We start from the raw sequence: 26,599 nt of genomic DNA on the forward strand, positions 1-26,599 counted from the left end.
TTATTTTTCTGACTTTTGAATGTCTTCCAATTGTTGATATTGCGCTAACATCCATTGACTATAAGTTTTGCCCTTAGGCATTGTCTCAGTTACTTTTAGCACCGGAACAGAATATTGTTTTGCCAACTTGACTAATTCTGTAACCGTCTTGTCACTTGCTTGTGTGTTTTGGACAAAAAAGGCAATTCGATGATTTTTGATGTCATCTTGCATCGCTTTAATATCTTTTGGTGATGGATCTGTACCATCTTCGACTGACTTAGCAAAATGCGTATTATTTTCAGTATACCCAAGTTCTGAAAGCGCGTAATCAAAGACAGGTTCACTCACATCAACTTTTTTATTATCAGAATTTGCTTTTAACGCATCAATTTTTGTTGTGATTGGTTTGAGCGACGCAATATACTTTTTGGCATTTGCTTTAAATTGTGCCTCATGCTTTGGGTCAATTTTGGCAAACTTATTTGATAAGTAAGTCACTAATTTAGACATTGTTTGACTTTGATACCATAAGTGTGGATTATCGCCATCCTTCTTGCCTAAGACATCTTCACCAACACGAATGGAAGTGATTTTATCATTTTTTGCTAACTTTGTCATCCATGAATCATAACCAATACCGTTATAAACAACAAAATCAGCATTAGCAACTTCTTTGGCAACTTTGGCACTTGGTTCATAATCATGTGGATCAACGTTTGGATTAGTAATAACTGATGTAACAGAACCATATTTACCTAGGACTGCTTTAGCAGCTTCACCATAAAAATCCACTGAGGAAACCACTTTTATTTTGTCATCTTTGTAACTACTTTTGGTTTGCTTTGTCTGTTGACCCCACACAATGACAAGGATTACTGCCAAAATGGCAACAATAATTGCGCCAATGGTAACACGTCGTTTCATTATTTTTTACCCATCTTTCAAAATATGCTATTATCTACAAAAAATTCCACTATAGCGGAACACGATTATGTCACTAATTTCAATCAAAAATTATTTTCCGGACAAACAATTGATTATTCAAAAATATTAACATGACTATAATTATAGTAATCATTACTCTTTAAGTCAATAGAAAGTAATCATTACTTTTTATTTTTTACCTAAAAAACTGCAGCTTTTTTTGCAGCTGCAGTTTTATTGATTATTTTTTTCACGTTCTTGTTGACAAATATCACATAATCCAAAGATTTCTAGTTTAACATTTAATACCATAAATTGTTTTAATTGTGACTGTAATTGCGGTGATAAACTTGAATCTATTTTAATTACACGATGACAGTTTTGACAGAAAAAGTGACCATGACGTGGTGACACAAAGTCACATTGAAACTTGACTCTTAGCTGACCGTCTTCAGAACGTTGTTCAATAATACCAAGATCTGTGAATTCTTTTATATTGCGGTAAGTTGTCGTGTGACTGACATTTGGATAAATGCTTTGCATATATTCATCCACTTCTGTCACTGACACATAACTATTTTCAAAATCAGACAAAAATTTTAACAAATCTTTGCGTTGCTTCGTTGTCCGCAATTCACTCTTTTCTAGTATTGCCAAACCCTTATCATATTGTACGATGTTATCAGTCATGTATTTTAAACCTCTGTTGACATGCCATGATGTCACTTATTGATTACATATGCTATTATGCTTCAAAAATTGAAAATAGTCCAATCACTTTTTTGGCATAAAACAAAAAAGCATCAAACAAGTGGTTTCAAACATCTAGCCTAAAACTTTAATTTGCTGCTTTTTTAATTGTGAAATAAACGATCAATTGTCTGATAGTCATCATCTGTCAAGTCAACTTTTAGTGTGGCTACATTGTCAGCTACTTGTTGCGGTTGTCTTGCACCTGGAATCACAACAGCAATATCAGGATTTTTGATATACCATGCCAACACAGTTTGGGCAACAGTGGCTTGGTGATGATCAGCAATCTGTTTGACATCGTCTAATCCAGTCATGATTTTACTAAATTGATCCGCTGAAAACTGCTTAAACTTGTTACCATCATCAGGTCGATATTTACCAGTAAGTAGCCCTGAAGCTAATGGAAAGTATGGCACAAATCGGATGTTGTTTTCCTTTAAGTATGGCCACAGTTTAGTTTCAGCTTCACGATCAACTAAGTTGTAATGATCTTCTACAAAATCAACGCCACCCTCTTTATTGGCTTCTTTGATTTGTTCTAAACTAAAATTAGAAACACCGACAGCCTTGATTTTGCCAGCTTGTTTCAGCTTAGTTAAAGCGGCAACAGCTTCATCTTTAGGTGTAACGTCATCTGGAAAATGAATGTAAAACAAGTCAATGTAATCTGTTTTTAAACGTGTCAAAGCATCATCAACAGCTTGTGTTAAAAAGGCTGGCGAGTTGTTGATTTGTAAATTATTATTGGGATCCTGCGCTGCTTTAGTCGCAATTTTAACATTTTCGCGGGTATAATTCTGTAAAACATCGCCAATTATTTCTTCAGATCGACCTAATCCATACATAAAAGCAGTATCAATCATTTGAATATTTGAATCCAACGCTTCCTTAACAAGGTCATAACCATCTTGATTATTTAGACCGTCAAACAAATTATGTCCACCAACTTTATTTGTGCCAATGCCTAATTTTGCAGCCTTATCATTTAGTTGATTCACAACTTCTTTATCTATCACTTGCGTCTCCTCCTGCTTACTATTTATAACTATAATTATAAACCCTAGGCAGCTAACGCCAAAATCATCTGTTTGTAAAAATTAGTTAAACGGCAATGATTACATTCTTAAACATTTCGTTTATTAAATATAACGAATGCTATGCCATAAAACAAGATGAGATATACGATTAAACCAATAATGACATTGATCAATGTCAACTGTGTTTGAGAAGTAACATCGTAACTAAATTGGGTCGTCCAAGTAAGATATTAAAAGGGTACCATTTCAATAGTTCAGCTTTTGAAATCAGAAATTGTGACGCAGCAGTGACAATGTTAATGCCTAATGTAAATGCAACCCCCAAAGCAATTGCTGCGCCCGAACTACGGACAATATTAACCACTAACAATACCATCCCGAGGACAAGTACCGAGGGGGCAAAACTGCTCACACCGTAACTGATTAAATTTTTAAAGAAATGTGGTCCCACTGTAATGTGAAGTAATAACTTGCCAATCAATACAGACAATGTATCGACAATCATCAAGACCATCATCTATTACGCTATCTCATTGCCCTTTTTCAGTGAATAATAAGGCAATAAATCATTCAAGTTTTCATTTCACTACACATTGGTACGGCGCCTATAAATGACGAAACAAATCAAAAAAGAAGCGTGATGAGTTAACAATCACACTTCTTTTCTCGACAAGATAAGAAAACTTTATTGATTAATTTGTTATAAAATCAGAATTCTTTGCCCCCATATTATAATACTGGCCCGTATTCCAATCTTTCAATACATATCCCATACCGTTACCTAATAAATTAGTCCCATTCATATATTTATCCGACCACTGCTTAATTTTCTCATCAGTTGGCATATCTTGACGAGTACTTTGTGACAGCGTATAGTACGGATCTGATCCATCATTTGAATAATTTTTAACCCAATAATCATACGTCTTTGCTTCGAACAAATCTGGATATTGTTGTTTCAATTCATTCAAATATTCACCACCGTATTGGGCTTGATACTTACCACCATCGACACTATTAACCGCATAAAGTTGTGTTCCAAAGCCTGTTGGCACATCATTGCCATAAACGCCGGCACGTGGAGCTGATACGACCTCTTGTCCAGACAAATTGTAAACTTGGTTATCAACAACATCAGCCATGACCTGCATATTTGATTGGTGCAATGCTTTAATTGCAGTACGCAAATCCTCATCAGTTCCGTACTTAGTTGGTGTTTCAAATCCCAAATCATATCGGTCAGTAAATGCATAACCATTATCAATTGTTGAATCTAAGAACGTATGGTCCCCACTTGAACGATATTGTGGTGCCATCTCAAAACTCGTGATTCCCCATTTTTCAAATAAATTAGCATTTTTAGCAATGACTACGGTAGTCAATTCATCATGGGTAGTCGCTTTAGGCTGGAAGTTAGAAAAGCCTTCGTAAATCAAGTTCGAATCTAATGCCGCATTAGAATGTAACACTTTGCCATCAGTATTTGCATCCGTTGATGCTGCGGTTCGGGCATCTTGATCATCGCTAGCTCCTACGGGTACCCAAACTGCTAAGTAACCTGATACCTCTGGATTAGCATAGCCTTGCACATTAGTGTATTCTTGTCCAGAAATTTCTTTGTTTGAGAATGTTAATGTACCTTGATTATTTGTCCAAGCAGTTGGTGCATCGTCATCAGAAGAATACGTAACAATACCGTCGCTAGTAGTTAATAATGCAGCTCGGTACTTTTGGTTTTTATGAGCAGCACCCATTTCTAATGTAACCGTATCTGAGTCATTAAGTGTTAACGATGAATCATTACCTACCAGCACACCAACACCCTCCGTACGTGTTTCATCCGTACCAAGATCATTAGCCGTCATTGCGTCTTTACCAAAACGAACACTTTTTAACAAACCATTGTTATCTACGCTCATGGTTTGGCCACCGCTCACGTAACTCTTTCTAGTATTCATCAAAGATACAATGGCATCGTAATAAATGCTTTGCTTTTCCATATATTGGCCATCGTCTTGATACATATCACCATAATAAACACGCGGAACCGTGTCCTTATTGGTAAGCATCAAAGCATAGATACTAGGTAAGTTATATAGTATTTAAACGCTGTCTCTCTCCACTGTCTTTATCAAAGCTATAGAGAACGCTGTCAATTGTGCGTTTGTCACCCTTCACTTGATAACCAGTTGGGTCAAAGAAAAGATCCTGACCATCAATATATTGCTCTCCAGTGACAGCCACACCATCAGCACCAAAGTAAGCCCATTTGCCATCAGCAACTTGTTCGAATTGATTCGTCACCATTTCACCGCTGGCAGCTTGATAAAAACGCATTTTGCCAACTCCATCTATATAGGTTTCACCCTTAACCTGTTGTCCGTCTATCTTGAAGTATAGATTCTGAGCATTAATTTTTTTGTCGCCTATTACAGCATTACCTTGATTATCCAAGTACATCCATGATCCGTCTGGCAATTCACCAAAATCATTTTTTAGTTTTTCGCCGCTCATACCTGTGTAATAGTTTATTGTGCCATCATCATTAATGACTTTGTCCTTCTTAACTTGTTTACCGTTATTATCGAAATAAAATTCCAGACCATTAATTTTTTGAGCACCAATGGCAGCAATGCCATTAACATCTAGATACATCCACGAGCTGTCCGGTAACTCTGCCCATGAATTAGTAACCATATTTCCTGTGTTACCATCATAATAATGAGTCTTACCTTGTCCATCTGTAGCAATATCACCTTTGACCTGCTTCCCATCTTGGCCGAAGTAAAAGGTTTGTCCATCAATGACCTGTGCGCCTGTCACCGGAATACCTTTATCGTTCAAATATAACCATGAATCATCAGACAACTTCTTAAATGTATTTTTGAGCTGGATGCCATTACTACTGAAATATAGTTTTTGACCGTTAATCAATTGTTCTCCTGTAACGGCATTACCCTTGTCGTTCAAGTATAGCCATGAACCATTCTTTGTTTCAGCCCATGAATTAACAACCAAATTTCCAGTACTACGATCATAGTAATGTACATTGCCATTAGTATCCGTAATGGCTTCGTCCTTCACTTGAACACCATCTTCGTTAAAGTAGACATTTTGGCCATTAATATTTTGCTGTCCCGTTACTGCTCTCCCTTTATCATTTAGGTATAACCATGAACCATCAGCCGATTTACCCCAGTTACTGACAACCAAGTTCCCTGTGTTACCATCAAAATAACGAACATTGCCATCAGTGTCTTTAACAGCAACACCTTTAAGTTGTACACCATTAACGTCAAAATATTGTTGATTAGCCGTGCCATTATCTGCAGTAATTGTTGTTAAACCAATGGCCATATGCCCATCTGAGAAGAAGTAATGCCATTTGTTATCTGAATCTCGATAATATTGATTAGTAATTTGACGACCTGTACTACTGTAATAATATACATTAGTACCATCCGACAAATAAGCATCTTGTAACTCTACACCATTTGGCAGGAAGTAATATTTTTTACCATTAATTTCTTGACCACCAACAACCATGTAACCATCATTATCAAAATAATACCAATTGTCATTATCTTGAATAAAGGTATTCTTAGCTTGGTAACCACTTGTAGAATAGAACTCAGTCTTACCATTATCAACGTTGGTAAACCCTGTGCTTGTTTTTTCGCCTAATAATTGTTTAGGTAAAAATTTGCTACCACTTGAAACATTAATGTATTGATTTGTCGCCCAATCCTTGAGAACATACCATGCACCACGCCCTTGAATGTTTGAGCCATTAAAATACTTAGCTGACCATTCTGTGATTTTGACATCAGGGTTTATTGCTTCACCGGTTGAAATTTGTTTTGTTTCAAATAACTCAGGAAAATCTTGTTTTAACTTATCTAAGAAAGCACCACCATAAATTGCCTGATACTCTCCGCCACCGACAGTATGAGAATCATATAACGTATTGTTAATAACCGAAGTTTCGTTTATCTTTCCTGACCCATTTGTTCGACTAGCAGTCACGATTTCTTCGCTAGGCAAATTATAAATTTGGTCTGGGACCCAATCATTGATAGCCTGAATGCCTTGAGCATGTAATGCTCTTAAAGCGTCTAATAGTTGATCAACTGTACCGTATTTTGTAGGCGTATTATAACCAATGTCGTATCGATCCGTGAAGGCATAACCATTTTGAACAACTGCATCTAAGAAACTATTATCAGTGCTTGACCGATATTGAGGTGCTAATTCAAAACTAGTTATACCGAGATTTTTGAATAGTTGCGCATTTTGAGCAATTTTAACATTGGTATATTCATTAGTCTGAGTTGGCATCGCTTGAAAGTTTGAAAAACCTTCATAAATAACCTGAGAATCCAAAGCAGCGTTTGAATGATAGGTATTACCATCTGTTGAAGCTATCGTACTGCTTTGACTCCTAGCATCTTGATCATCTGTTGCGCCAACTGGCACCCAAGCTGCTAAATAACCAGAAACCTGAGCATCACTCACACCAAAAACCATGTCAGATTTAAAAGTCAAACGACCCTGGTCATCTGTATATGCCAGCGATGCATCGTCATCACTATTATAAATTTTCAATCCATCTTTAGTACTTAACATTAATGCACGGTAAGCTTGATTTTTGTGTGCAGCGCCCATGTTAAGCACAATTTGCTCATCATTATTGAGATTTAAATCAGTTTTGTTACTGACAATTAACCCAATACCTTGTGTACGAGTTTCACTGGTACCAGTATCAGTAGCTTTCATGGCACCTTTCCCATAGCGGACAGATGTCAAAAGGCCTTGATTATTATGCAGGTAAGCCATATTCATTGATTGACCACCTGAAACATATTTTACTCGCGACTGAAGCAATGAGGTGAGTGCATCATAATATGGTGACTTAGCAGACATATATTTACCATCATCCGTAAACAAATCGCCATAATAAACACGTGGAATTGTATCTTTGTTAGTTAACAACAATGCATATGATGAGGGTATATTATATGCAGTGTACTCTTTATCAGCTTTTAATTCATCGGCATTATATATTTCGAATGCTTTGGCAATTTCATCCGTTGAAACAGTCAATCCATCATCAGAACTAGGATTAATTTTATCTTTAATAATTTGCGCAATAACGGTTTGTACTTCACTATCATGTGCCCGAATAAATGAATAGTTCGGTTGTGCTTCATTTTCTGTTGAATCTTCTGAGCGATTTACTAGACTTGTTACAATATCTGGTTCCAACCCGCTACGAGCACTACTTGGCATATTTAATGAATACTTTAACGCCAAATGCATTGGAAAATCCATGGTTGATTGGTTATTTCCCTGTGATTTTACATACGCCGGATCATTATTATCCCAGTCTTCTAAGATAGAAATGTGATTGTTTGCATTAGCATCACTTTTATCCGTTCCATACGCTGCCTTAAAATAATCGCCAGCAATTTGCAACAAATCAGCATTCACGTTGTCAACAGCATCAACTCTGTAACCATCAAAATTTGCCGTTGGATCATTTTGGACGATACTACCGATATTCATCATGTAGTACAACCAATTCAATTGTTCAGCTTGAACAATAGGGTTAGAATTATCAACATCGTTGGCCAACAACATCTCATAGCCACCTTGATTACCGTCTGTTGTAATTTGACCTTTTTGGTTCGTTGGCGTTCGATTTAATAAACGATAATCAGAATTAGCATTTGGTGTCAAATCACTATTCACATATAGGAGCGCACCACCTTGCAAATGATCTGTTCCTTTAGACTCACTACTAATGTTCCAATTTGATTGTGAGTCAACCATTTGGTCCATATCAGTCTTAAGCCAGTCAGTGGTAGCTAATAGGCCTATTTTCTCTTCAATATTTTTTTGAACAGTCAGTGCCATAGCTGTCAAACTATTCATACTATCCTTGTTTGATAGTACAACGTCATCTGATAATAATCCAACAGATTGCATATATTTTAAGTATGAAACTTGGGTATCTTTATCCGGCCACCAAGACATCAACAATGGTCGAAAATCATTTGCTGTTGAAGCTGTCCATGTTGTACCATTTTTCAATATATCTTTAGGTCGATACCAACTGTTAGCCGTTAGATAGCCATCAACTTGTGTAAAACTGTCCGAAGACAATGAATAAGCCGCATTATGCTCATTTCCTATATTGACCAAACCATCGGTATATTGACTACTATTTGATGTCAAAGCACCGGTATCTTTGTCGAAATATAATACTTGACCGTCCACAATGGCTGTAAAATTTTTCTTGGGCTGACCATCATCACCAATGAAATATGTTTTACCATCGATTTGCTTAATACTTTTTGATTTTTCTGAAGGTGTAACTGTTGTGTTCGCTGCTTTATCCGTTGTAGCTGCCGTGTCAGTTACTTTGTCCGTCGTAGCTGTCGTATCAGTTACTTTATCTGTCGTAGCTGTCGTATCAGTTACTTTGTCCATTGTAGCTGTCGTTGTGGCCACTGCTATATTTTTTGATTGCGCCACCGCAATACTAGTATTGTTAATACTATCAGCGCTTACGTTAGCTATGGAAACGCCAAACATCACAGCAGAAAAAATACCAGCTGTTACTAACATTTTCCCGGATTTATACAATTTTTTACGATCGCATATTATTCTTTTGTCTCTCATGAAATTTTCCTCACTTCATATTCTTTCCCGCAAAGTACCTATAAAAATGTCAAACCTTTACCATTTCATTTTATGGGCCATCTGCTGCTCTTTTTTACTTTATGCATAACAGAATATTCAATATTGAATAAACCAAGAAAAAAAATATATATCATGCTAATTTTTAGTTATGTAGGTTGCAAGAATTAACCGAACACTGCAAACTTCTGAAACACCTTTCATGGTGATTACCAATTGAATATTTTCATTCGTCTGGCATGATGAAATGATTGATTTGCATTCTTTATTCCTTGATAAAAACAAATTAAGGCTGATGTGACTGCCTGACTATTACGGCCACTAACGCGTTGCACAATTTGTTGTTGTCGGCTAACTTTTCCAGTTATTGCCACTAGCAGGTCATCCTGTTTCTTACCAGATTGCATCGTATCAACTTCAAAATACCCAAGCATTTGTCGTGCTTGGACATATTTTAGTCTTGATGCCATGGAGCGACCGTGTACAGATTCGTGACGTCTACCATTAAATTGACGTTTTTGAGGAATAACATTTTCAGTTTGAGTCACAATTTCTAGCACCCCCATTTCAGGACAAAGGAAACCAATGCGATTATTAAAGAAATGAAACGGCTGCTGTTATGCGGTGATGTCCACGCAGATGATGTTCGTTGTGTGTCGGTGATATCTGCTTTACAAGACACGACTTGATAAATTTCAATTGAGACGCTCGCGAATGAAAATGAATGTCGCAAAATGGCACATACAAAATAATTTAATTCCAGCGAAGTTTGAATTTTTGAGATAAGAAACAAGTCATAGGTCGCAGTTCCTTTATGGTTGTTTTAGACAATTACCATTAAAAGCGCTGCGGCTTTTTTGAATTCAAGTGTTCGGTTTAGTCTTACAATCCACCATTATCAAAATTTATATCGCAGCCGGCTGAGGGAGTATAATTGTGAAAGAATTTAAGAGTAACATTATCAAAGAAAAGAGAAAACTAAGGAGTATGTCGCAAGCGCAACTGGGTGATATTGTTGGTTCCCAGGCCATGGTTTCAAGAATAGAAAATGGACAAATTTTACCAAATGCTCAAACCATATTTATTTTATGTAGTAAACTTGAGATTACCGTTGAAGAATATTTCTATAGTATATTTGGTCCAACTCAAAATACAACTATTTTTAGAAGTAAACTAAATGAGTTGTACCTGAAAGGGAATATCGCGGAATTACAAAAAATATTTTCTCAATATAAGCATCATAAATCACTAAATATAGAAACAAAACACCGCATGTTGATGGTAAAATCAACTATTTATCACCTCTCCTTTCAGTTAGCAGATGCAACAGATCAAAATATACTTTTTTCATATTTTGACCAAATAATTAATTGGCAACTTTACGATATCTATCTTTTTCAAGCTACAATAAGTATGCTTCCTGTTAAGAAAACAAAATCGTATTTCTTAGATATTTTGTCACAATATAACAGTGAATCCAATGTTATGTGCTATCCCGAAACCATCACTAGTATCATAATCATTTTTTTAGAAACTAGTATCGTGCAAAAAAAAGTGACATGATCATTTTTTTCTTCATAAATTGGAAATGAAGACAATATCACTCAACACCAATCAACAATTGTGGCAACTCTTTCTAACCGGAGTTTATAATAATAATGAAAAAAAAATAAAAAAAACCTATAACATTACAGAATATTTAAATGATACTGATACCACTCAGTTATTTAATAGAATACTGTCATACTACAATAAAAAATAACATGATTAACATATAAAAGAGCTCTTGAAAAATCAAGAACTCTTTTTTCTCTTATATTGAAAACCCTGAACGATTTTAATGGTAATTGTCTAAAACAACCATAAAGAAATCGTGGCACACGCAATCAAAAGGCCTTCGTCACAAGCGTCAATCTGATGAGCAATGCTAAATATTGATGCATGGTCGTACCATTGAATCAAATCCCAAAATTGTTCAAGCACGACAAAATTTGGGCTCTTTTTAAATTACTATCATGCGATCAGTTAGGAATCGGGATGATGCCTTTGAAACAACCACTGAGCTACAGCCCTGATAATGACCCATTTGTGCGACACGTTAGTCGCCGAAACAGTTCGGTAACAACGGTCTTATTTCACCAAAAAAAACACACGCTACCGTGTGCTCTAAGACATATTAAATTATGCTTGATTCAAATCAATTAAAATTTTAGCTTGTGACTTATCACGTGTCAACGCTTCAAAACCATCATTAACAATATTATTTAATTCAATAGTATCGGTGATAACTGGTTGAACATCAATTTGACCGCTGCTTACTAAATCAACTGTTTGTTGGAACGTTTCTTTTGAATAAGCAATCGTTGTGGTCAACTTGACACCAGCGTTCATCAATTGCATTGGATCAAAGCTAATTGGCTTAGCAAAAATTGAAACAATCACAACATTACCACGTGGACGTGTTGCGTCAATTGCTTGTTCGAACGTTGGTTGTACGCCAGCAACTTCAAATGATACATCTGCACCACCAGGAATAATCTCTTTAATCGCAGCAATTGCGTCTGGGACTTGGCTAGGATTAATGACATCTGTTGCGCCCATTTCCAATGCCTTCTTCAAACGAACTTCTGACAAGTCCACCGCAACAATCTTAGTTGCCCCAGCAGCTTTTGCAGCCGCAGCAACTAACACACCAATTGGTCCAGCACCAAAAATAACAACCTTTTCGCCAAAGCGCAAATCACCTTCTTTAACGGCTTGAACAGCAACAGCCGTTGGTTCGATTGTGGCAGCTAATTTCAGTGAAAAGTCCTCTGGAAGATGATATAGATTTTCTTCTGGGACATTGACGAACGAAGTGAAACCACCATCTGTGCTCAAACCAATGAAGCTATAGCCATCATAAACATCAAGATTATCAGGTGAAATACCCTTAGTCACTGTTGGATTAATTGAAACATGATCGCCAACTTTAAAATTGGTAACATCAGTACCAACTTTTTCAATGACACCAGAAAATTCATGTCCCATTGTCAATGGCGCTTGCCCACCAGTCAATATGTCTGGTGCATCAACTGGAATAAAGACGGGTCCTTCCAAATATTCATGTAAGTCACTGCCGCAAATTCCAGCATACGCTACACGTACAACAACTTCGTCGGACTTTGCTGGCTTTAACGCAACATCCTCGACTCTAACATCTTTCACACCATGCCATACAGCTGCTTTCATTATTATGTCTCCTTTGATGACAGTAAGTTTTTCAAGACTATATGTCTTTAGTAATATTATAACGCTTATTATATTTCTTTGTGTAAAAAATCACCTAAAAATAGTGATTAAACACAACTAAAACTCACACTTACCATCTATGTTTGTAGGATATTTTACAAGCAATATTTTTGCATCGCCTGTAGTTATCGTTTAATGTAAGTGTTATCAATTAAGAAAGAAGGAAAATGAAAATGTCATTTCATGAATTAAGTGACGGACAACAATTACCAGCAGTTGGTTTTGGTACCTATAAATTAAACGGTATCACGGGTGCTCACGCTATCACTTCAGCAATTAAAGCTGGCTATCGTTTATTAGACACTGCTTTCAACTACCAAAACGAGGGCACTGTTGGTCAAGCCATCAAGGCATCTCACGTCTCTCGTGACGAACTGATTATCACTTCCAAGTTACCAGGTAAATATTATAGTGACCAACAAGCATCGATTGATTTAATTCAAGAGTCCTTGTTTCGTTCAAAATTAGATTACTTCGATTTATACCTGCTTCATTGGCCAAACCCAATTGATGATCATTATGTTGAAGCATGGGATACGCTAATTCAAGCACAGAAGTTTGGTTTGGTAAAATCAATCGGTGTCTGCAATTTCTTACCTGAACATCTAGAGCGGCTACAAGCAGAAACGGGTCATTTACCCGTAGTCAATCAAATCGAATTACATCCTTTCTTTAATCAAGCCGAAATGCGTGCGTATAATTCTAAACACAATATCTTAACTGAGGCTTGGAGTCCCCTAGGCCGAGCAAGCGATTTATTGACTAACCCAACCCTAGTTGATATCGCTAAAAAATATCACAAAAATGTTGGTCAATTGATTTTGAAATGGGAAGTATCGCTTGGTGTTCTCCCTATTCCAAAAGCCACTCACTTTGCCCGTCAAGTTAGCAACTTGGATATTTTTGATTTTGACATCACGGAAGACGACATGGCACGTATTAACGCACTGTCAAAACCTGATGGTCGAACTAATAACCAAGACCCTGCCAGTTATCAAGAATTCTAAAAAAAGCTTTTAATCTCTTCAACAATAAGAGATTAAAAGCTTTTCTTTTGATCAAATTTTTAAACGAACCCACCGAATACATCATCCAAATCAATTGGTTCATGCTTCGTCACAATTGTTTCTTTGTTGACAAATGTTTCAATACCAAAGCGGCCTAGTTCGCGACCATAGCCGGAATTTTTAACACCGCCGAATGGCAATTCAGGTAATGTACCACCAAAGCTATTGACAAAGACTGCACCAGTTTCTAGTCGTGATGCAACTTCAGTTGCATGTTCAGCCGAACCACCAAACACAACGCCACTCAAACCATAGTGCGAATCATTAGCCAAAGCGATAGCTTCTTCTTCATCCTTGACTTTGTATACTTGTCCAACTGGACCAAAGAATTCTTGATAAAATGCTGGGTTTTCTTTAGTAATGTTGGTCAAGATAACTGGCTCAAACAGTGCAGCTGGCAAGTTCTGTTCGACACTACCAAACGCAAGTGTTGCACCAGCATCGACTGCCGCTTTAACTTGTTTTGTCAGATTCTGCTTAGCTTTTGAAGTGCTAAGTGGTGCCAAAGTGGTATCTGAATCCATTGGATCACCAATTTTCGCTTCAGAAAAGGCTTCTTTAAGCATATCTAACAGTGCATCGTAGTTCTTTTCTGTCACGATAAAGCGCTTTGATGACGTGCAGACTTGACCAGCATTATACAAACGTGCGCCACCAATAATTTTCTTAATTTCTGAAAGATCAGCGTCTTCCAAAACAATAAATGGATCACTGCCGCCGAGTTCAAGAGAACTCTGCTTCATGTTCTTACCAGCTTCTGCGGCAATCAATTGTCCAGCGCGTTCCGATCCTGTCAACGCCACACCTTGAACACGATCGTCTGCAATAATATTATTCACTTGATCATAGTCAACGTAAAGATTAGTAAAGGCCCCGTCTGGTACGCCTGCTTCGCTGACAACTTTTTCAAAGGCGCCAGCTGCCATTGGCGTGTTACTTGCATGCTTCAATAACATGGGATTACCTGCCATGAAGTTAGGCGCAAAGACACGCATAATTTGATAGTATGGGAAGTTCCAAGGCTCAACTGTCATCAAGACACCAGTTGGTCTTGAAATGGTTTGGGCTGGTCCGATTGATGATTCAATTGGCTCTGGTTTCAAAAATTCCGCTGCATTTTTGGCATAATAGCGTGCAATTGATACACAAATCGCAACCTCGCCTTGCGCTTCTACGAAACGTTTTCCCATTTCAAGAGTTAAGACTTTGGCTAACTCATCTGTTTGTGCTTCCATCACGTCAGCCACTTTATTCAACGCTGCAGCACGACTCTCAACAGGATCATTCCGCCATTTTTTGTATAGTGCGTGACCCTTGGCAATTGCGTTTTCGACATAGGCATCATCATGATTGTCATATGTTTTAATCACTTCATCTGTAAATGGATTAACTGTTTGATAGCTCATTTTATTCGACCTTTCGTTTGATACAGAGTGAGTATAACTAACAACATCATTACTATAACACCGTTCAAATTATTACAAAAGTATTTAACTTGTGATTTTATATGCAAATAATATGTAATATTTTTCACAAAAAAACATGACCATCAATTGATCATGCTGACTATTCAACACTAGCTGTATAAGCTAGTGTTTGCTGATAACATTTTTTCGCTTCTTTTGTTTGATAATTAAATTGATATTCATGTGTGATGGATTCATTGGAATGGTTAAAAAATTGACTCGTCACCGGAACCCCTAATTGTTTTAACTTTTTTTCAAACGCTAAACCTTGGTCTTGAAAAGAATATGCATTCCCATCTGTAATGTAAGTTGGTGGAAATTCACCTGTCAGGTGATCAACTAAGGAAGCTTGCTTTAGCTCAACAGACTTTTGCCATTGGCGTGTTCCTAATTCACTCCAAGCAACTGAATGAACAAACCACTTTAAGAGTAATGAATCATTTTTTTGATCTAATACTTGCTTGAGGTTGACTGGGCCACAATAGGAAATCGCGCCTTTAACAGCATCTTTTGGGATAGCTGTTTGAAATTTCATACGCTTGGCGTAGCTTTTATTCGTTGCTAATGCTGAATATTGCAAGGCAATTTGTGCACCAGCCGAATCACCACCAACAATTATTTTTGATGTATTCAAATTTGATTGGCTTTTTAGATAATTTATCGCGTCATTTAACTGATATAGTTGGCTTGGGTAAGTCGCAGTGGGCGCCAACTGATAATTAATGGCAACGACTGTTAATTTGGCGTCAGCAGCTATTTTTGTGGCAAATTCCTTCATGCCACTTTTGCCACCACCCACATACCCACCACCGTGAACCCAGAAAAGTGTTGCTTTAGATTTTGTTACATTTTTAGGTCGATAAATATCTAAAGTGTTTTTTTGATAATGGGACGGATAAACGACATTACTGGTCACCGTTATATTTTTAGAAGCCGACTGAAAAGCACTTTTATCCGTAATCGTTACTGGCCCATCAAACATACGCTTAATTAAATATGCACTTGGTCTTGGAGACAAACTGAATGCTAACAAAGTTGTCAATATTATGACTAAGAGGACAACAACCAACCAGAAAAAACACCTTCTAATTTTTCGCCACATCAACAATCCCCCTCATATTTCTCTCTTTTAATTGACTATTACTTTTATCATATCATGTGCATGAACACAAAAAAACCAAACCCATTAGGATTTGGAAAGGTTTAATGATTACAACATAATTTATCTATTAATGTCCTAAACTCCAACCACCATCAATTGGTACTACTGCGCCATTGATATAATCAGCTTGTGGACTAGTTAAAAATAAGGTGAGATCAGCTACTTCTTGTGGTGTCGCCCAGCGTTTTGCAGGTGTTTGTTCAGCCACTTGCTTCGCCATAGCACCATCACCCGCAAAGTCTGCCGCATTCATCGGCGTATTGATAGCTCCTGGAGCAATTGCGTTGACGTGAATACCCTTTTTTGCATAGTCAAATACCAATTGCTTGGTGTAACCAATGATAGCGTGTTTGCTTGTTGTATAGGCCGCGCCACCTCCACCAGCAGAAAAACCTGCGATAGACGCCATATTCACAATGTGACCACTACCTCTTGCAATCATGCCTGGCAACACTGCATTAGTTGTAATAAACATGGGCGTAACATTCACGTCTAAAACCTGTTGCCAATTCTCTAAATTGATTTCTAAACTAGGTTGATAATCATCTAAAATACCTGCCGTATTGACTAAAACATCAATGCTGGCCTTCTCTGTAATAGCAGTGAGCAAATCAATCAACGCGTCATGATGGCTGATATCGAGTTGATAAGTTGTAAGCCTCTCATGCTGAACATCTATAACTTGTTGATCGATTGCAAACACATTCGCACCATTTGCCAAATAACTCATCATCTGAGAAAAACCGATGCCAGAAGCGGCACCGGTAATCAAAATATTCTTATTTGTATATGTCTTAGCCATTATTTACTCAAATCAACTATTTTACTAAGTGAAAAAATAATCATACCACCCACGATTAATGAAACAAGTTCGCCGGGTACTAGACTAATGTAATACGCCAACCATTGTGCGAAAAGGCCACCTTTCGACCCAGAGGCAAAAGCACCACTTGCGCCAATGCTGAAAGCAAACGTAAATTCCGCAGCCAAAATGGCCATGCCGATAGTGGATACCACAGCCGAACTAATCATAATTTTTACAATCGCACTTTTTACTTTTTTTGTAAATAAATAAGTGGCAGTAGTCATAATCACGGTTCCTAAAGTGCCAAATACCCAATCAATCCAACCCAAAGGTGAGACCAAATTAGCGATTAATACACCTAATCCAAGAGCTAATACATAACGCTTGTTCCAAGCTGATAAATGATTCAGCCCTTCAGATAGGCGTAACTGAACTGGACCAAATCCTATTGGTGCAACAACGATAGTAATCGCTGCATACAAAGCAGCGACAATTGCTACCATAGTAATGTTGCGCGTACGGCTTGATTCTGAAACTGTCATAGATTTTTGCATTGATAATTCTCCTAGTTTTGATGAGCGGGATGGTAGATGAACCGCTGTTTTCATTGTCACGTTGATGCCTATGTTTTATCAACGATCAGTGAGTGTCTTGATTAATTCGCACTTTCATCCATAAAATCTTTAAGTTGCTTTGAACGACTTGGATGGCGCAACTTTCTCAGGGCTTTGGCCTCGATTTGGCGAATACGTTCACGTGTTACACCAAATACACGGCCTACTTCTTCCAACGTACGCGTACGCCCATCTTCCAAGCCAAAGCGCAAACGTAACACGTTTTCTTCTCTATCAGTTAACGTGTCCAAAACTGACTCCAACTGCTCACGCAACATTTCGTAGGCAGCTGAATCAGCAGGTGAAACGGCTTCATTGTCCTCAATGAAATCGCCCAAGTGCGAATCATCCTCTTCACCAATAGGTGTCTCAAGTGAAACGGGCTCTTGCGCAATTTTCAGAATTTCACGAACCTTGTCGGCCGTCAAATCCATTTCGGCACCAATTTCTTCCGGTAGTGGTTCACGCCCAAGGTCCTGCAATAATTGACGCTGAATACGAATCAATTTATTAATTGTTTCGACCATGTGAACTGGAATACGAATTGTACGTGCCTGATCAGCAATAGCACGTGTAATAGCCTGGCGAATCCACCATGTGGCATAAGTTGAGAATTTGAAACCTTTGGTGTAATCAAATTTGTCAACGGCTTTCATCAAACCCATGTTACCTTCTTGAATTAAATCCAAGAATTGCATACCACGACCGACATACCGCTTAGCAATCGACACAACCAAACGCAAGTTAGCTTCGGCTAATTCTTGTTTGGCTTCAACATCGCCATTTTCAATTCGCTTGGCAATTTCTATTTCTTCGTCGCCTTTCAAGAGGTTAACGCGCCCGATTTCCTTAAGGTACATACGAACAGGGTCGTTAATTTTGATACCAGCTGGCGTTTCTTCTGCTTCGGCTAACTCCTCTGCTGATGGTTTATTTTGTTTTGCTTTCAACACTTCTGGTGCTGGGTCACCATTGTCATCAACAATTGCAATGCCCGCATCTTCAACCTTTTCCATCAAACGTTCGATGTTTTCCTCATCTAAATTGAATGGCTCTGCCAAACGTTTTGATAAATCAGCATAAGTAATTGACTTAGCAGTCTTAAACTCAGCAATTAATGCTTTTGTAGCTTTGTCATATTCTGGATTTTTAAGTGGACCAGATTTTTTGGCTGACTTTGGCTTTGAGGCTTTTCCTGCCGCAGCTGCTTGTTCGGGTGTCTTACCTTGTGCTAAAGCCAATAATTCAGCTTTTTTAGCGCGACTATTGTAAGCAATATTGTTTTCATCTAGGTATGCTTTGATATCTAAAATTTTGCTTGAACTTGAAACAGTTGTCATGCTTAACTCCTTTTTACACTAAAAGTGCGTTCCATTACTGTTGTTGCTTCTTAATATTAATCAATTCCGTTGTCAATTGTACTAACTTCGTGTCGTCATGTTGTTGCTTTGCAACGTTAATTTGTCGTTGCAATTCAGCAATCCTCGACATTTGTGGGGCATCATTGATGATTAAACGTAAGTAATCGCTAACCGCTTCGTCTTTAACTTCTAAATCACCAAACAAACGATCGATTGCCATTATTTTTTGGTTTAACTCTGGTTTTTGCAAAAAATCCATAAATTTTGCAATGTCGAAACTACCAATATGATCTCGCTGATAAACTTCAGCTAACATCATTAATAGCTGATAATCTGAATGAACAAACGCAAAACCGGCAGTAGATTTAACACGACGCATCACTTGTGGGTCTTTAATCATTGCCATAATTAAGGCACGCTCGGCCAACTCCACTTTGGAAACCGTATTTTTTAACTGTGGATTAGCCTCATAAAGTTGATCATAATAGTTATCTTGTGGTGGCTCACCATAGAAATCATCCCTAGTCGTCAAACGTTGTGATTGCGCCTGTGGTTGGTTGGATTTCTGCTGAAGTGTTTGCGTCAATTGAGCTTGTAACGCTTCCTTAGAAGTGCCGAACTCTTTAGAAATTCGAGTTAACTGTAAATCCTGCTCCACTGGTGTAGCGCGGTTCAGTATGATCATCACTTCTTTTAAAAATTGCAAATATTGCGCTTGATTGCTCAAGTTTTTGTCACGTTTAGCATCATCAACCAAGAATTCAATCGGTGTTTGGATACTTTGTGTCAATGACTGTGCTAACTGGGGTAAGCCTAATTTAATCCGCACTTCATCTGGATCAAGGTTATCAGGTAAATGAACAACGCCAATTTCAAGTGATCTTGCATTGTTCGTAATCAACTCAATCGAGCGTCGTGCAGCCTTCTGACCAGCATCATCCCCGTCATAAACCAGTAAAATGCGTTTGGCAACTTTTGCTAATTGGTGGACATGATCACTAGTTAGCGCAGTTCCCATAGTCGCAACACCAACCTTTTGATCAGCCATGTCAGCTGAAATAACGTCCATGAAGCCTTCAAATATCATCGCTGTGCCAGTTTGTCTGATGATATTTTTCGCACGATCAAAATTATATAGGATTCGCCCTTTCGTAAAAAAAGGACTTTCAGGACTATTCATGTATTTAATTGAATTGTCTTTATCCAGCGCGCGACCAGAAAACCCAACCACTTGGCCGCGCTCAGTTTTAATTGGCCAGACGATTCGACCAGCAAAACGGTCACGCTGTTCTCCGGCACTATTGGTGAGGAATAATTCTGAGGCTGATAATAGCGATGGCGATAGATTCTGATTTTTTGCGTAACTCAACAACAAATTATCGTCAGGTACAAAGCCTATACCAAATGTTTTAATAATATCATCTGTCAGATGACGTTTGTCGTGAAGATACTGAAGTGCGGCTTCTCCTGAGGTCGTATTAAGTAGCGAATGTTGATACAATCTCTGTGCATCATTGTGTAATTGATAAATTGCTTGAGTCGTCGCATCAACTTGGTGCGTCGCCGTCGCTGAAATACTACTGTCAATCGGCATGTCAACACTCTCAGCCAAAAACAGGATAGCCTCTGGATAAGATAGCCCTTCTTTTTCCATAATAAAGGAAAAAACAGAACCGGAACGACCGCAAGAAAAACAATTAAAAACTTGTTTGTTTTCCTCAACAAAGAGCGATGGATGCTTATCCTCATGGAACGGACAAGAGCCATTCCATTGACGTCCTTTTTTTGCGAGCGGTGTGTATTGACCGATAACATCAACAATATTTATTTTCGACCGTACTTCATCAATGAATGATTGCGGAATTCTACTCGCCATGCACACCCCTTTCCAAACAATAAAAGTCGCAAACGACGTCGTTCGCGACCTAATCTTCGTATATAAAATTATACGTTCAATATTTTAATTTGTCAAGCCCTTTGATTTTTATTAAATCGCTTTATAGCAACGTTTTAAGCATATCAGGATTTCAAATTTCGTATATTATGTTAACTTGATGTGCAACTTGATGTGCAACGGAACATGTCAACCCAAAATGGAAAATTTGTATTCTTTTTGGCGGTTACTTTTGAATTTTATGCCTGTTTATATCTGATCTGGTGCGGTTTCTAGACTTTATTACATCTTATGAGATTTGTCTTAAAGCTTATTTTTGATCACGTGCTCAATTACATTTAATCCTTCTTTCCTGTTTTTATCATTGCGTTCATCTGACACTACACTGCTACTAAAAACTTAATTGTTTTCTTACTATGTTTAGCAACGTTTGACTAGTATATTGAGTCACATGGATTCATTTGGGCAAGTAAGAGTAATTTACAAGAAAAAACATGGCATACATCAAAAATTAATTTATTATCTGTTATAGTCTTCTGGTGATAGAAATTATTAACACTTGATTTTTACATTTTGACCTTTTAATTAGCCAGTCGCTCTTGTTTAATATACATAGTCAAAATGTATTGAGTTGCCACTTCCTCGATTGATTTTGTCACTAGACATTGTGTGGCTGTGTGTTTGGATTATTGTCAGGCAAATCTACTCGTCGATTAACCACATCAGTATTTTATCATCCACAAAAATCGCTAACTTTCTTAATTGATAAGTTAGCGACTTTCTCCTTTTGACCAACATTCTTGACCAACTGATCTAGTGATAGTCTTTAAAACATTTGATACAAAGTACATTGAAATGAGCCGTAGCGCCACCTATGACTCCTAGCAAAACAGTTTTATACGGCGTCTATACTAATTAATCCCACGATCATTAGCTCTGTCAAAAGTTAAGAGTAGTCATCTTTTGTTGTTTTTGTTTATCATCTCAACAACTAATCCGACCGGCATTAAGACGTAGGTCCAAAGCCAATCATTAGCTGCTGTAAACTATCTGATGTGACACTAGTCAGCACTTTTCTTAGAGTCTCGGCTTCTATCTGTTACAGCATAAGCACCATCCTCATCTAAGATAGCCACCGTATTAACTTGTTTGCTGTAACTAGAGTATCAGGCCAAAATCTAGCAATTGGTATAAGGCCCAAACACTTGTGCAATTTTAAAAAAAAGGTAATAAAATAAGAATCAGACTTCCATGGACTTTGTGGTCGCCCTATTTGTTTCATCCCTAAAATGTTAATATAGCTTTAGTCTGTATAACCATTATTGAGAAAATATTCCTGCATTGCAATAGATGTATTGGTTTTGTAATGATTCATGAGTTCAATTGGCGAACCTTCAAAAAGAACTTTTCCGCCATTATCCCCCGCGCCCGGGCCCATATCAATCACCCAGTCAGCTTGACCGATAAACCGCAAGTTGTGTTCCACCACAATTATAGTCACTTGACGTTTCACAATTAGTTTTTTTAACAAATTGATGATTTGTTGAATATTTGATTCATGTAAACCACTTGTTGGTTCATCAAGCACAATGGTAGTACTACTGTTGTGCAGTAAATTCTTTGCTAATTTAAGTCGTTGTAATTCGCCACCTGAAAGTGTATTTAGTGATTGACCTATGTGTAGATAGGCAAGTCCACACTCTTGAAGTATTGCTGTTACATTAGAAAATTCAGGAAAAACGTTGGCGAATTTGGTCACAGGAAAATTTAACACTTCGTGAATATTAAATCCTTTCACCTTCAAAGCTAAAGTCTTGCTTGAATAACGGCTCCCGTGGCAAGCCTCACAAACCGAAATTTCGTCACCCAGATACGCCAGATCCAATTTCACAAAACCTAGACCCTTACATACTGTGCAAGCGCCTTTACCATTATATGAAAACAATGATTGAGAAGAACCAGTGATTTGTGAAAACAATTTTCTCAATTGATCAAATTCATCTAAATAAGTTAAAATATTCGACCTACTGCTTGTATGAATTGGTTTTTGATCTAATACTGTGACGGCATCCTGTGATTTAATAAAGGCATGTAACAATGAACTTTTACCCGAACCAGCTGGCCCAGATACTACTGTAAGCGCCTTTTGAGGTACGTCAACACTCACATCGACTAAGTTGTGAATATTTAAATGATGCAAACTAACAAAATTTTCTTTCAATAAACTTTGATTATTCACCAAGCCAGGATGACTAAGTGATTTTCCAGTTATCGTGCCACTGGTAAGTAGTTCTTGATACGTCCCCTCGAATGTTAAATAGCCACCATTTTCACCAGCCTCTTCACCTAAATTAATAACATTATCTGCCTTTTTGATAACGTCTGGATCATGATCAACAATAACGACTGTATTACCTTTTTTAGCAAGTAATTTAAAAATTTTGTTGATACCGATTAAATCATGTGGGTGTAATCCTACACTTGGTTCGTCGAATATGTATAGTACCCCTGATAAAGCGCTATTAAGATGGTTAGACAATTTAATTCTTTGCCCTTCACCACCAGAAAGTGTACTTGTACGGCGATCTAAACTTAAATAAGAAAGTCCAACCGTTATTAAATTGTCAATTTTTAAATTCAAATCTTTTAGTACAGACTCGATATCCGTATCAACGATTTTCCCCAACCATTTTTTAAGATCAATAAGCGGCAACGCACTGCATTCGGCAATTGTTTTACCATTAAGAATAGCTGTACGAGCTGCTTCATTAAGTCTCGTGCCGTGACATGTCGGACAAGTAATTGTTTGAGTAATGGCGCCAATCTCTTTACTGTATTTGCCATCTTCCTGGTGAAAAAAAGATTTTTTTATACGTGGTATGAGGCCTAGATATTTGGCTGTTTTATGCCATGATTTTGTTGGATGGTCAGGCGTCTGTTCTTCGCCATATAAAAATAATTGGAACGTATCTCTTGACCAATCTTTCAACGGTAGCGCATTGTCAAAAAATCCGGATTCGGTATAACGTGTTAAGCGCCAGCCACCAGGTTGAAAAGTTGGGAACTGAATGGCGCCTTCATTTAAGGATAAATTGGTATTCAAAAGTTTAGCGTTATCGATTTCTTGAATATAACCCAATCCTTGGCAATCAAGACACATACCAGATGGATTATTAAATGAATAAGCCATTGAATATCCTATAAATGGTTGCGCTTTTCTAGAAAATAATAAACGCAGCGCTGTATAAATTTCTGTGAAGGTACCAACAGTGGACCGCGCATTGCCACTGATATTTTTTTGATCAACAACAACAGAGAAAGGCAAATTTTGAATCGTATCAACATTTGGTTTATCATATTTTGGGAGTAGTTGTTGAATATAGGCACTATAATTTTTGTTTATTTCTCTTTGGCTTTCTGATGCGAGTGTATCAAATACTAATGACGACTTTCCTGATCCAGAGACACCTGTTATCACTGTTACTTGATTGATTGGAATCTCAACATCTATATTTTTTAAATTATTTGTTTTAGCACCTTTAACAACAATTCTATTTTGTGTCATTACTTAACCTTCTTTCTCGAAGCTCTGACACAAATTTCTCAGATAACTTTGCAAATATTTGCTGTTCTTCATTTGTTAAACTAGCTTGAGCGTCCACAAGTAATTCATTGTGTTTATTATCTGTTTCTGTTAAAAAATTTTGACCCTTTTCCGTTAAATCCGTAATCATTTCACGTCTATCGAGTTGATCGGGTTTTTGACTAATATAGCCTAAAGTATGCAATCCCGCCAAATTTTTAGAAAGTTTCGATTTGGATATCCCCAAATGCTTGCTAAGTTCTTTTGGTAAGTAAGCTTTTATCCTCAAAAGGCTCAAAATATCATATTGTAACCAACTCACTGCTTCAGGATTCACTAGGTTCCTTTCAGCCACTAATTCACATTGTAATTCTGAGAGTATTTTTTTTAATTTGTTATCCATAGTAACCCTTTCAAAAAGCGCATAGTTTCTAAATAGAAACTATGCGCTTTTTGAAATTATAAATCAAGCTATTGTGACATTAACGATACAAGTTACTGCTGATGTTGTTACAAATGGCTCACACTACACGAGTGCTGAATTTAAATATTTAAATGCCCAAATGCTTCACTCAAAAGGCGTCGTTAAGACACCGGGCGTATGTCATTAACCCAATCTTTATGGCTACTGAGTACAGATAGTTTGTTCAGAAAAGTTTGACGAAAGTTTTCAATACCATGTCCTTTTGCTTTAGAAAAAGCTTGTTCGCCAGCAATATTGAGATAACTAAGTGAAAATAAACTACTCGTCCAGGCATCGTAACCAGCACCCAGTAAAGTGGCCATTAAAGCACCGACTATATCACCAGTCCCCACAAAGCGATCCAACAAAGACACACCATTATTAAGTTTGACACATTGATTACCTTTAACGACAATATCTATTGGGCCTGTGGCAACAAACACCGTTTCTGGCTGTTGCTTAGCTACCATCTTTAAGGCGTGAATTAGTTCAAAGACTGTATTGTCTTGGTTGTCCTGTTCTGATCTATCTATTCCACGAGCGGACGTAGGTAATCCAACAATCCGTCGCATCTCAGAACTATTTCCTTTAATAATAGCAGGATGCGTACTGATTATCTCATTTCCTAAATCTAATCTTTGTTGGGTAATACCATAGCCAACCATGTCAACCACCGTTGGTTTTTTCGTTTGATAAGCCAGTTGACTGGCTATTTTTAAATTTTTTTCATGGGTTTCACTCATACGCCCCATATTCAAAAATAAAGCATCTGTTGTCTGGAATAAAGAACGAAATTCTCGACTGTCGCCACTCATAATTGGTTTCCCACCAATGTATAGAATGCTATTTGCAACTGTCTCGATAGTGATGTCATTTGTTATACAATGAATGAGTGGTGAACTTTTTAAAGGTAAAATAGTATCAAAGGTCTTTATATCTATTTTTTCCATGTTTCAACCTACAAATACAAGGCGAATTTTCCGAACAGCTTTAATTTTCAATAAATTAGTAATGACAAAGTAAGCAATAACAGCACCGATAATTGTTGCACCAATAAAACGTGGCGTATACACGAACCAATACATATTCTGCTGTTGTCCTGTGTACCAAATCATTACAGGATAAGAAATCAATGATCCAATAATGCCAGTTCCTAAAAATTCTCCAAGCATAGACCAATAAATGCTTTGTCCATATTTGTATAGTAATCCTGCACCAGCAGCACCAAAAACAGCCCCTGTTAAAGCAAGTGGTGGAATACCCAAAATTAGCATTCTGATGATACCAGTCACAAATGCCATAACAACTGCATAAAGTGGCCCTAAAAAGACGCCAGCTATAATGTTCATAACACTTGACATTGGAGCCATACCCTCTATTCTAAAAATTGGTGACAATATCACGTCCAAACCAATCATGACAGCTACTATTATTAATCTTTGAATATCTACATTTTTATTCATTTTTGTCTCCTGCATATTTGTAATGCCTATGT

Annotated in this window: 20 protein-coding genes; 2 read left to right on the plus strand and 18 right to left on the minus strand. The window is 37.4% G+C overall.

Annotated features, from left to right (window positions below; all coding sequences use genetic code 11):
• The 7 genes from IAE53_RS02875 to IAE53_RS02900 form a co-directional block, all read right to left on the minus strand.
• Nucleotides 1-906, minus strand: a complete 906-nt coding sequence (locus IAE53_RS02875; RefSeq protein WP_148423906.1) for a metal ABC transporter solute-binding protein — start codon at nucleotides 904-906, stop codon at nucleotides 1-3.
• A gap of 234 nt (nucleotides 907-1,140) precedes the next feature.
• Entirely contained in the window at nucleotides 1,141-1,596 is a 456-nt protein-coding gene (locus tag IAE53_RS02880; protein ID WP_148423907.1) for a transcriptional repressor, read from the minus strand.
• Between the two features lie 164 nt (nucleotides 1,597-1,760).
• Nucleotides 1,761-2,675 carry an aldo/keto reductase gene (locus IAE53_RS02885; RefSeq protein ID WP_148423908.1) on the minus strand — a complete coding sequence of 305 codons (915 nt, stop codon included), beginning with the start codon at nucleotides 2,673-2,675 and terminating at the stop codon, nucleotides 1,761-1,763.
• Between the two features lie 196 nt (nucleotides 2,676-2,871).
• Nucleotides 2,872-3,201 carry a hypothetical protein gene (locus IAE53_RS02890; protein WP_200554184.1) on the minus strand — a complete coding sequence of 110 codons (330 nt, stop codon included), beginning with the start codon at nucleotides 3,199-3,201 and terminating at the stop codon, nucleotides 2,872-2,874.
• 187 nt (nucleotides 3,202-3,388) lie between these two features.
• Nucleotides 3,389-4,765 carry a glycoside hydrolase family 70 protein gene (locus IAE53_RS11375; protein ID WP_233610648.1) on the minus strand — a complete coding sequence of 459 codons (1,377 nt, stop codon included), beginning with the start codon at nucleotides 4,763-4,765 and terminating at the stop codon, nucleotides 3,389-3,391.
• Between the two features lie 22 nt (nucleotides 4,766-4,787).
• Nucleotides 4,788-9,380, minus strand: a complete 4,593-nt coding sequence (locus IAE53_RS02895) for a glycoside hydrolase family 70 protein (RefSeq protein ID WP_233610649.1) — start codon at nucleotides 9,378-9,380, stop codon at nucleotides 4,788-4,790.
• A gap of 227 nt (nucleotides 9,381-9,607) precedes the next feature.
• Complete coding sequence (locus IAE53_RS02900; RefSeq protein ID WP_148423910.1) at nucleotides 9,608-9,946, minus strand: hypothetical protein; 339 nt, start codon at nucleotides 9,944-9,946, stop codon at nucleotides 9,608-9,610.
• Nucleotides 9,947-10,334: 388 nt separating this feature from the next.
• Here IAE53_RS02900 and IAE53_RS02905 point away from each other — a divergent pair, with 388 nt between their 5' ends.
• Nucleotides 10,335-10,961: a helix-turn-helix domain-containing protein gene (locus tag IAE53_RS02905; protein ID WP_368668221.1), complete on the plus strand. Its 627-nt coding sequence runs from the start codon at nucleotides 10,335-10,337 to the stop codon at nucleotides 10,959-10,961.
• A 618-nt stretch (nucleotides 10,962-11,579) separates the two neighbouring features.
• Here the strand turns inward: IAE53_RS02905 and IAE53_RS02910 are convergent.
• Nucleotides 11,580-12,629 carry a 2,3-butanediol dehydrogenase gene (locus IAE53_RS02910; RefSeq protein ID WP_200135917.1) on the minus strand — a complete coding sequence of 350 codons (1,050 nt, stop codon included), beginning with the start codon at nucleotides 12,627-12,629 and terminating at the stop codon, nucleotides 11,580-11,582.
• A gap of 233 nt (nucleotides 12,630-12,862) precedes the next feature.
• Here IAE53_RS02910 and IAE53_RS02915 point away from each other — a divergent pair, with 233 nt between their 5' ends.
• Nucleotides 12,863-13,696, plus strand: a complete 834-nt coding sequence (locus tag IAE53_RS02915) for an aldo/keto reductase (protein WP_148423912.1) — start codon at nucleotides 12,863-12,865, stop codon at nucleotides 13,694-13,696.
• A gap of 59 nt (nucleotides 13,697-13,755) precedes the next feature.
• Here the strand turns inward: IAE53_RS02915 and IAE53_RS02920 are convergent, their stop codons facing one another.
• The 10 genes from IAE53_RS02920 to thiW form a co-directional block, all read right to left on the minus strand.
• On the minus strand, nucleotides 13,756-15,162 hold the full coding sequence (locus tag IAE53_RS02920) for an NAD-dependent succinate-semialdehyde dehydrogenase (RefSeq protein WP_200135918.1): 1,407 nt from the start codon (nucleotides 15,160-15,162) through the stop codon (nucleotides 13,756-13,758).
• Nucleotides 15,163-15,322: 160 nt separating this feature from the next.
• On the minus strand, nucleotides 15,323-16,324 hold the full coding sequence (locus tag IAE53_RS02925) for an alpha/beta hydrolase (RefSeq protein WP_200135919.1): 1,002 nt from the start codon (nucleotides 16,322-16,324) through the stop codon (nucleotides 15,323-15,325).
• Nucleotides 16,325-16,451: 127 nt separating this feature from the next.
• On the minus strand, nucleotides 16,452-17,186 hold the full coding sequence (locus tag IAE53_RS02930; RefSeq protein WP_200135920.1) for a 3-oxoacyl-ACP reductase: 735 nt from the start codon (nucleotides 17,184-17,186) through the stop codon (nucleotides 16,452-16,454).
• A complete protein-coding gene (locus IAE53_RS02935) occupies nucleotides 17,186-17,743 on the minus strand; it encodes a QueT transporter family protein (protein ID WP_148423916.1) in 558 nt (185 codons plus the stop codon). Before IAE53_RS02935 ends, IAE53_RS02930 begins: the two co-directional genes overlap by 1 nt.
• A 101-nt stretch (nucleotides 17,744-17,844) precedes the next feature.
• Nucleotides 17,845-19,143, minus strand: a complete 1,299-nt coding sequence (gene rpoD / locus IAE53_RS02940; protein WP_148423917.1) for an RNA polymerase sigma factor RpoD — start codon at nucleotides 19,141-19,143, stop codon at nucleotides 17,845-17,847.
• A gap of 34 nt (nucleotides 19,144-19,177) precedes the next feature.
• On the minus strand, nucleotides 19,178-21,040 hold the full coding sequence (gene dnaG, locus IAE53_RS02945; protein ID WP_148423918.1) for a DNA primase: 1,863 nt from the start codon (nucleotides 21,038-21,040) through the stop codon (nucleotides 19,178-19,180).
• A gap of 1,321 nt (nucleotides 21,041-22,361) precedes the next feature.
• Nucleotides 22,362-24,623, minus strand: a complete 2,262-nt coding sequence (locus IAE53_RS02950; RefSeq protein ID WP_200135921.1) for an ATP-binding cassette domain-containing protein — start codon at nucleotides 24,621-24,623, stop codon at nucleotides 22,362-22,364.
• Nucleotides 24,610-25,044, minus strand: a complete 435-nt coding sequence (locus IAE53_RS02955; RefSeq protein ID WP_200135922.1) for a MarR family winged helix-turn-helix transcriptional regulator — start codon at nucleotides 25,042-25,044, stop codon at nucleotides 24,610-24,612. The genes IAE53_RS02950 and IAE53_RS02955 overlap by 14 nt, the downstream gene beginning before the upstream one ends.
• 182 nt (nucleotides 25,045-25,226) lie before the next feature.
• The gene (locus IAE53_RS02960) at nucleotides 25,227-26,054 is read right to left on the minus strand and encodes a hydroxyethylthiazole kinase (protein ID WP_200135923.1); all 828 of its coding nucleotides are present in this window, start codon (nucleotides 26,052-26,054) and stop codon (nucleotides 25,227-25,229) included.
• A 3-nt stretch (nucleotides 26,055-26,057) separates the two neighbouring features.
• The gene (gene thiW, locus IAE53_RS02965) at nucleotides 26,058-26,567 is read right to left on the minus strand and encodes an energy coupling factor transporter S component ThiW (protein ID WP_200135924.1); all 510 of its coding nucleotides are present in this window, start codon (nucleotides 26,565-26,567) and stop codon (nucleotides 26,058-26,060) included.
• Between the last annotated feature and the right edge of the window lie 32 nt (nucleotides 26,568-26,599).

It is taken from the genome of Leuconostoc sp. S50, from assembly GCF_016624925.1.
Classification (GTDB): domain Bacteria; phylum Bacillota; class Bacilli; order Lactobacillales; family Lactobacillaceae; genus Leuconostoc; species Leuconostoc pseudomesenteroides.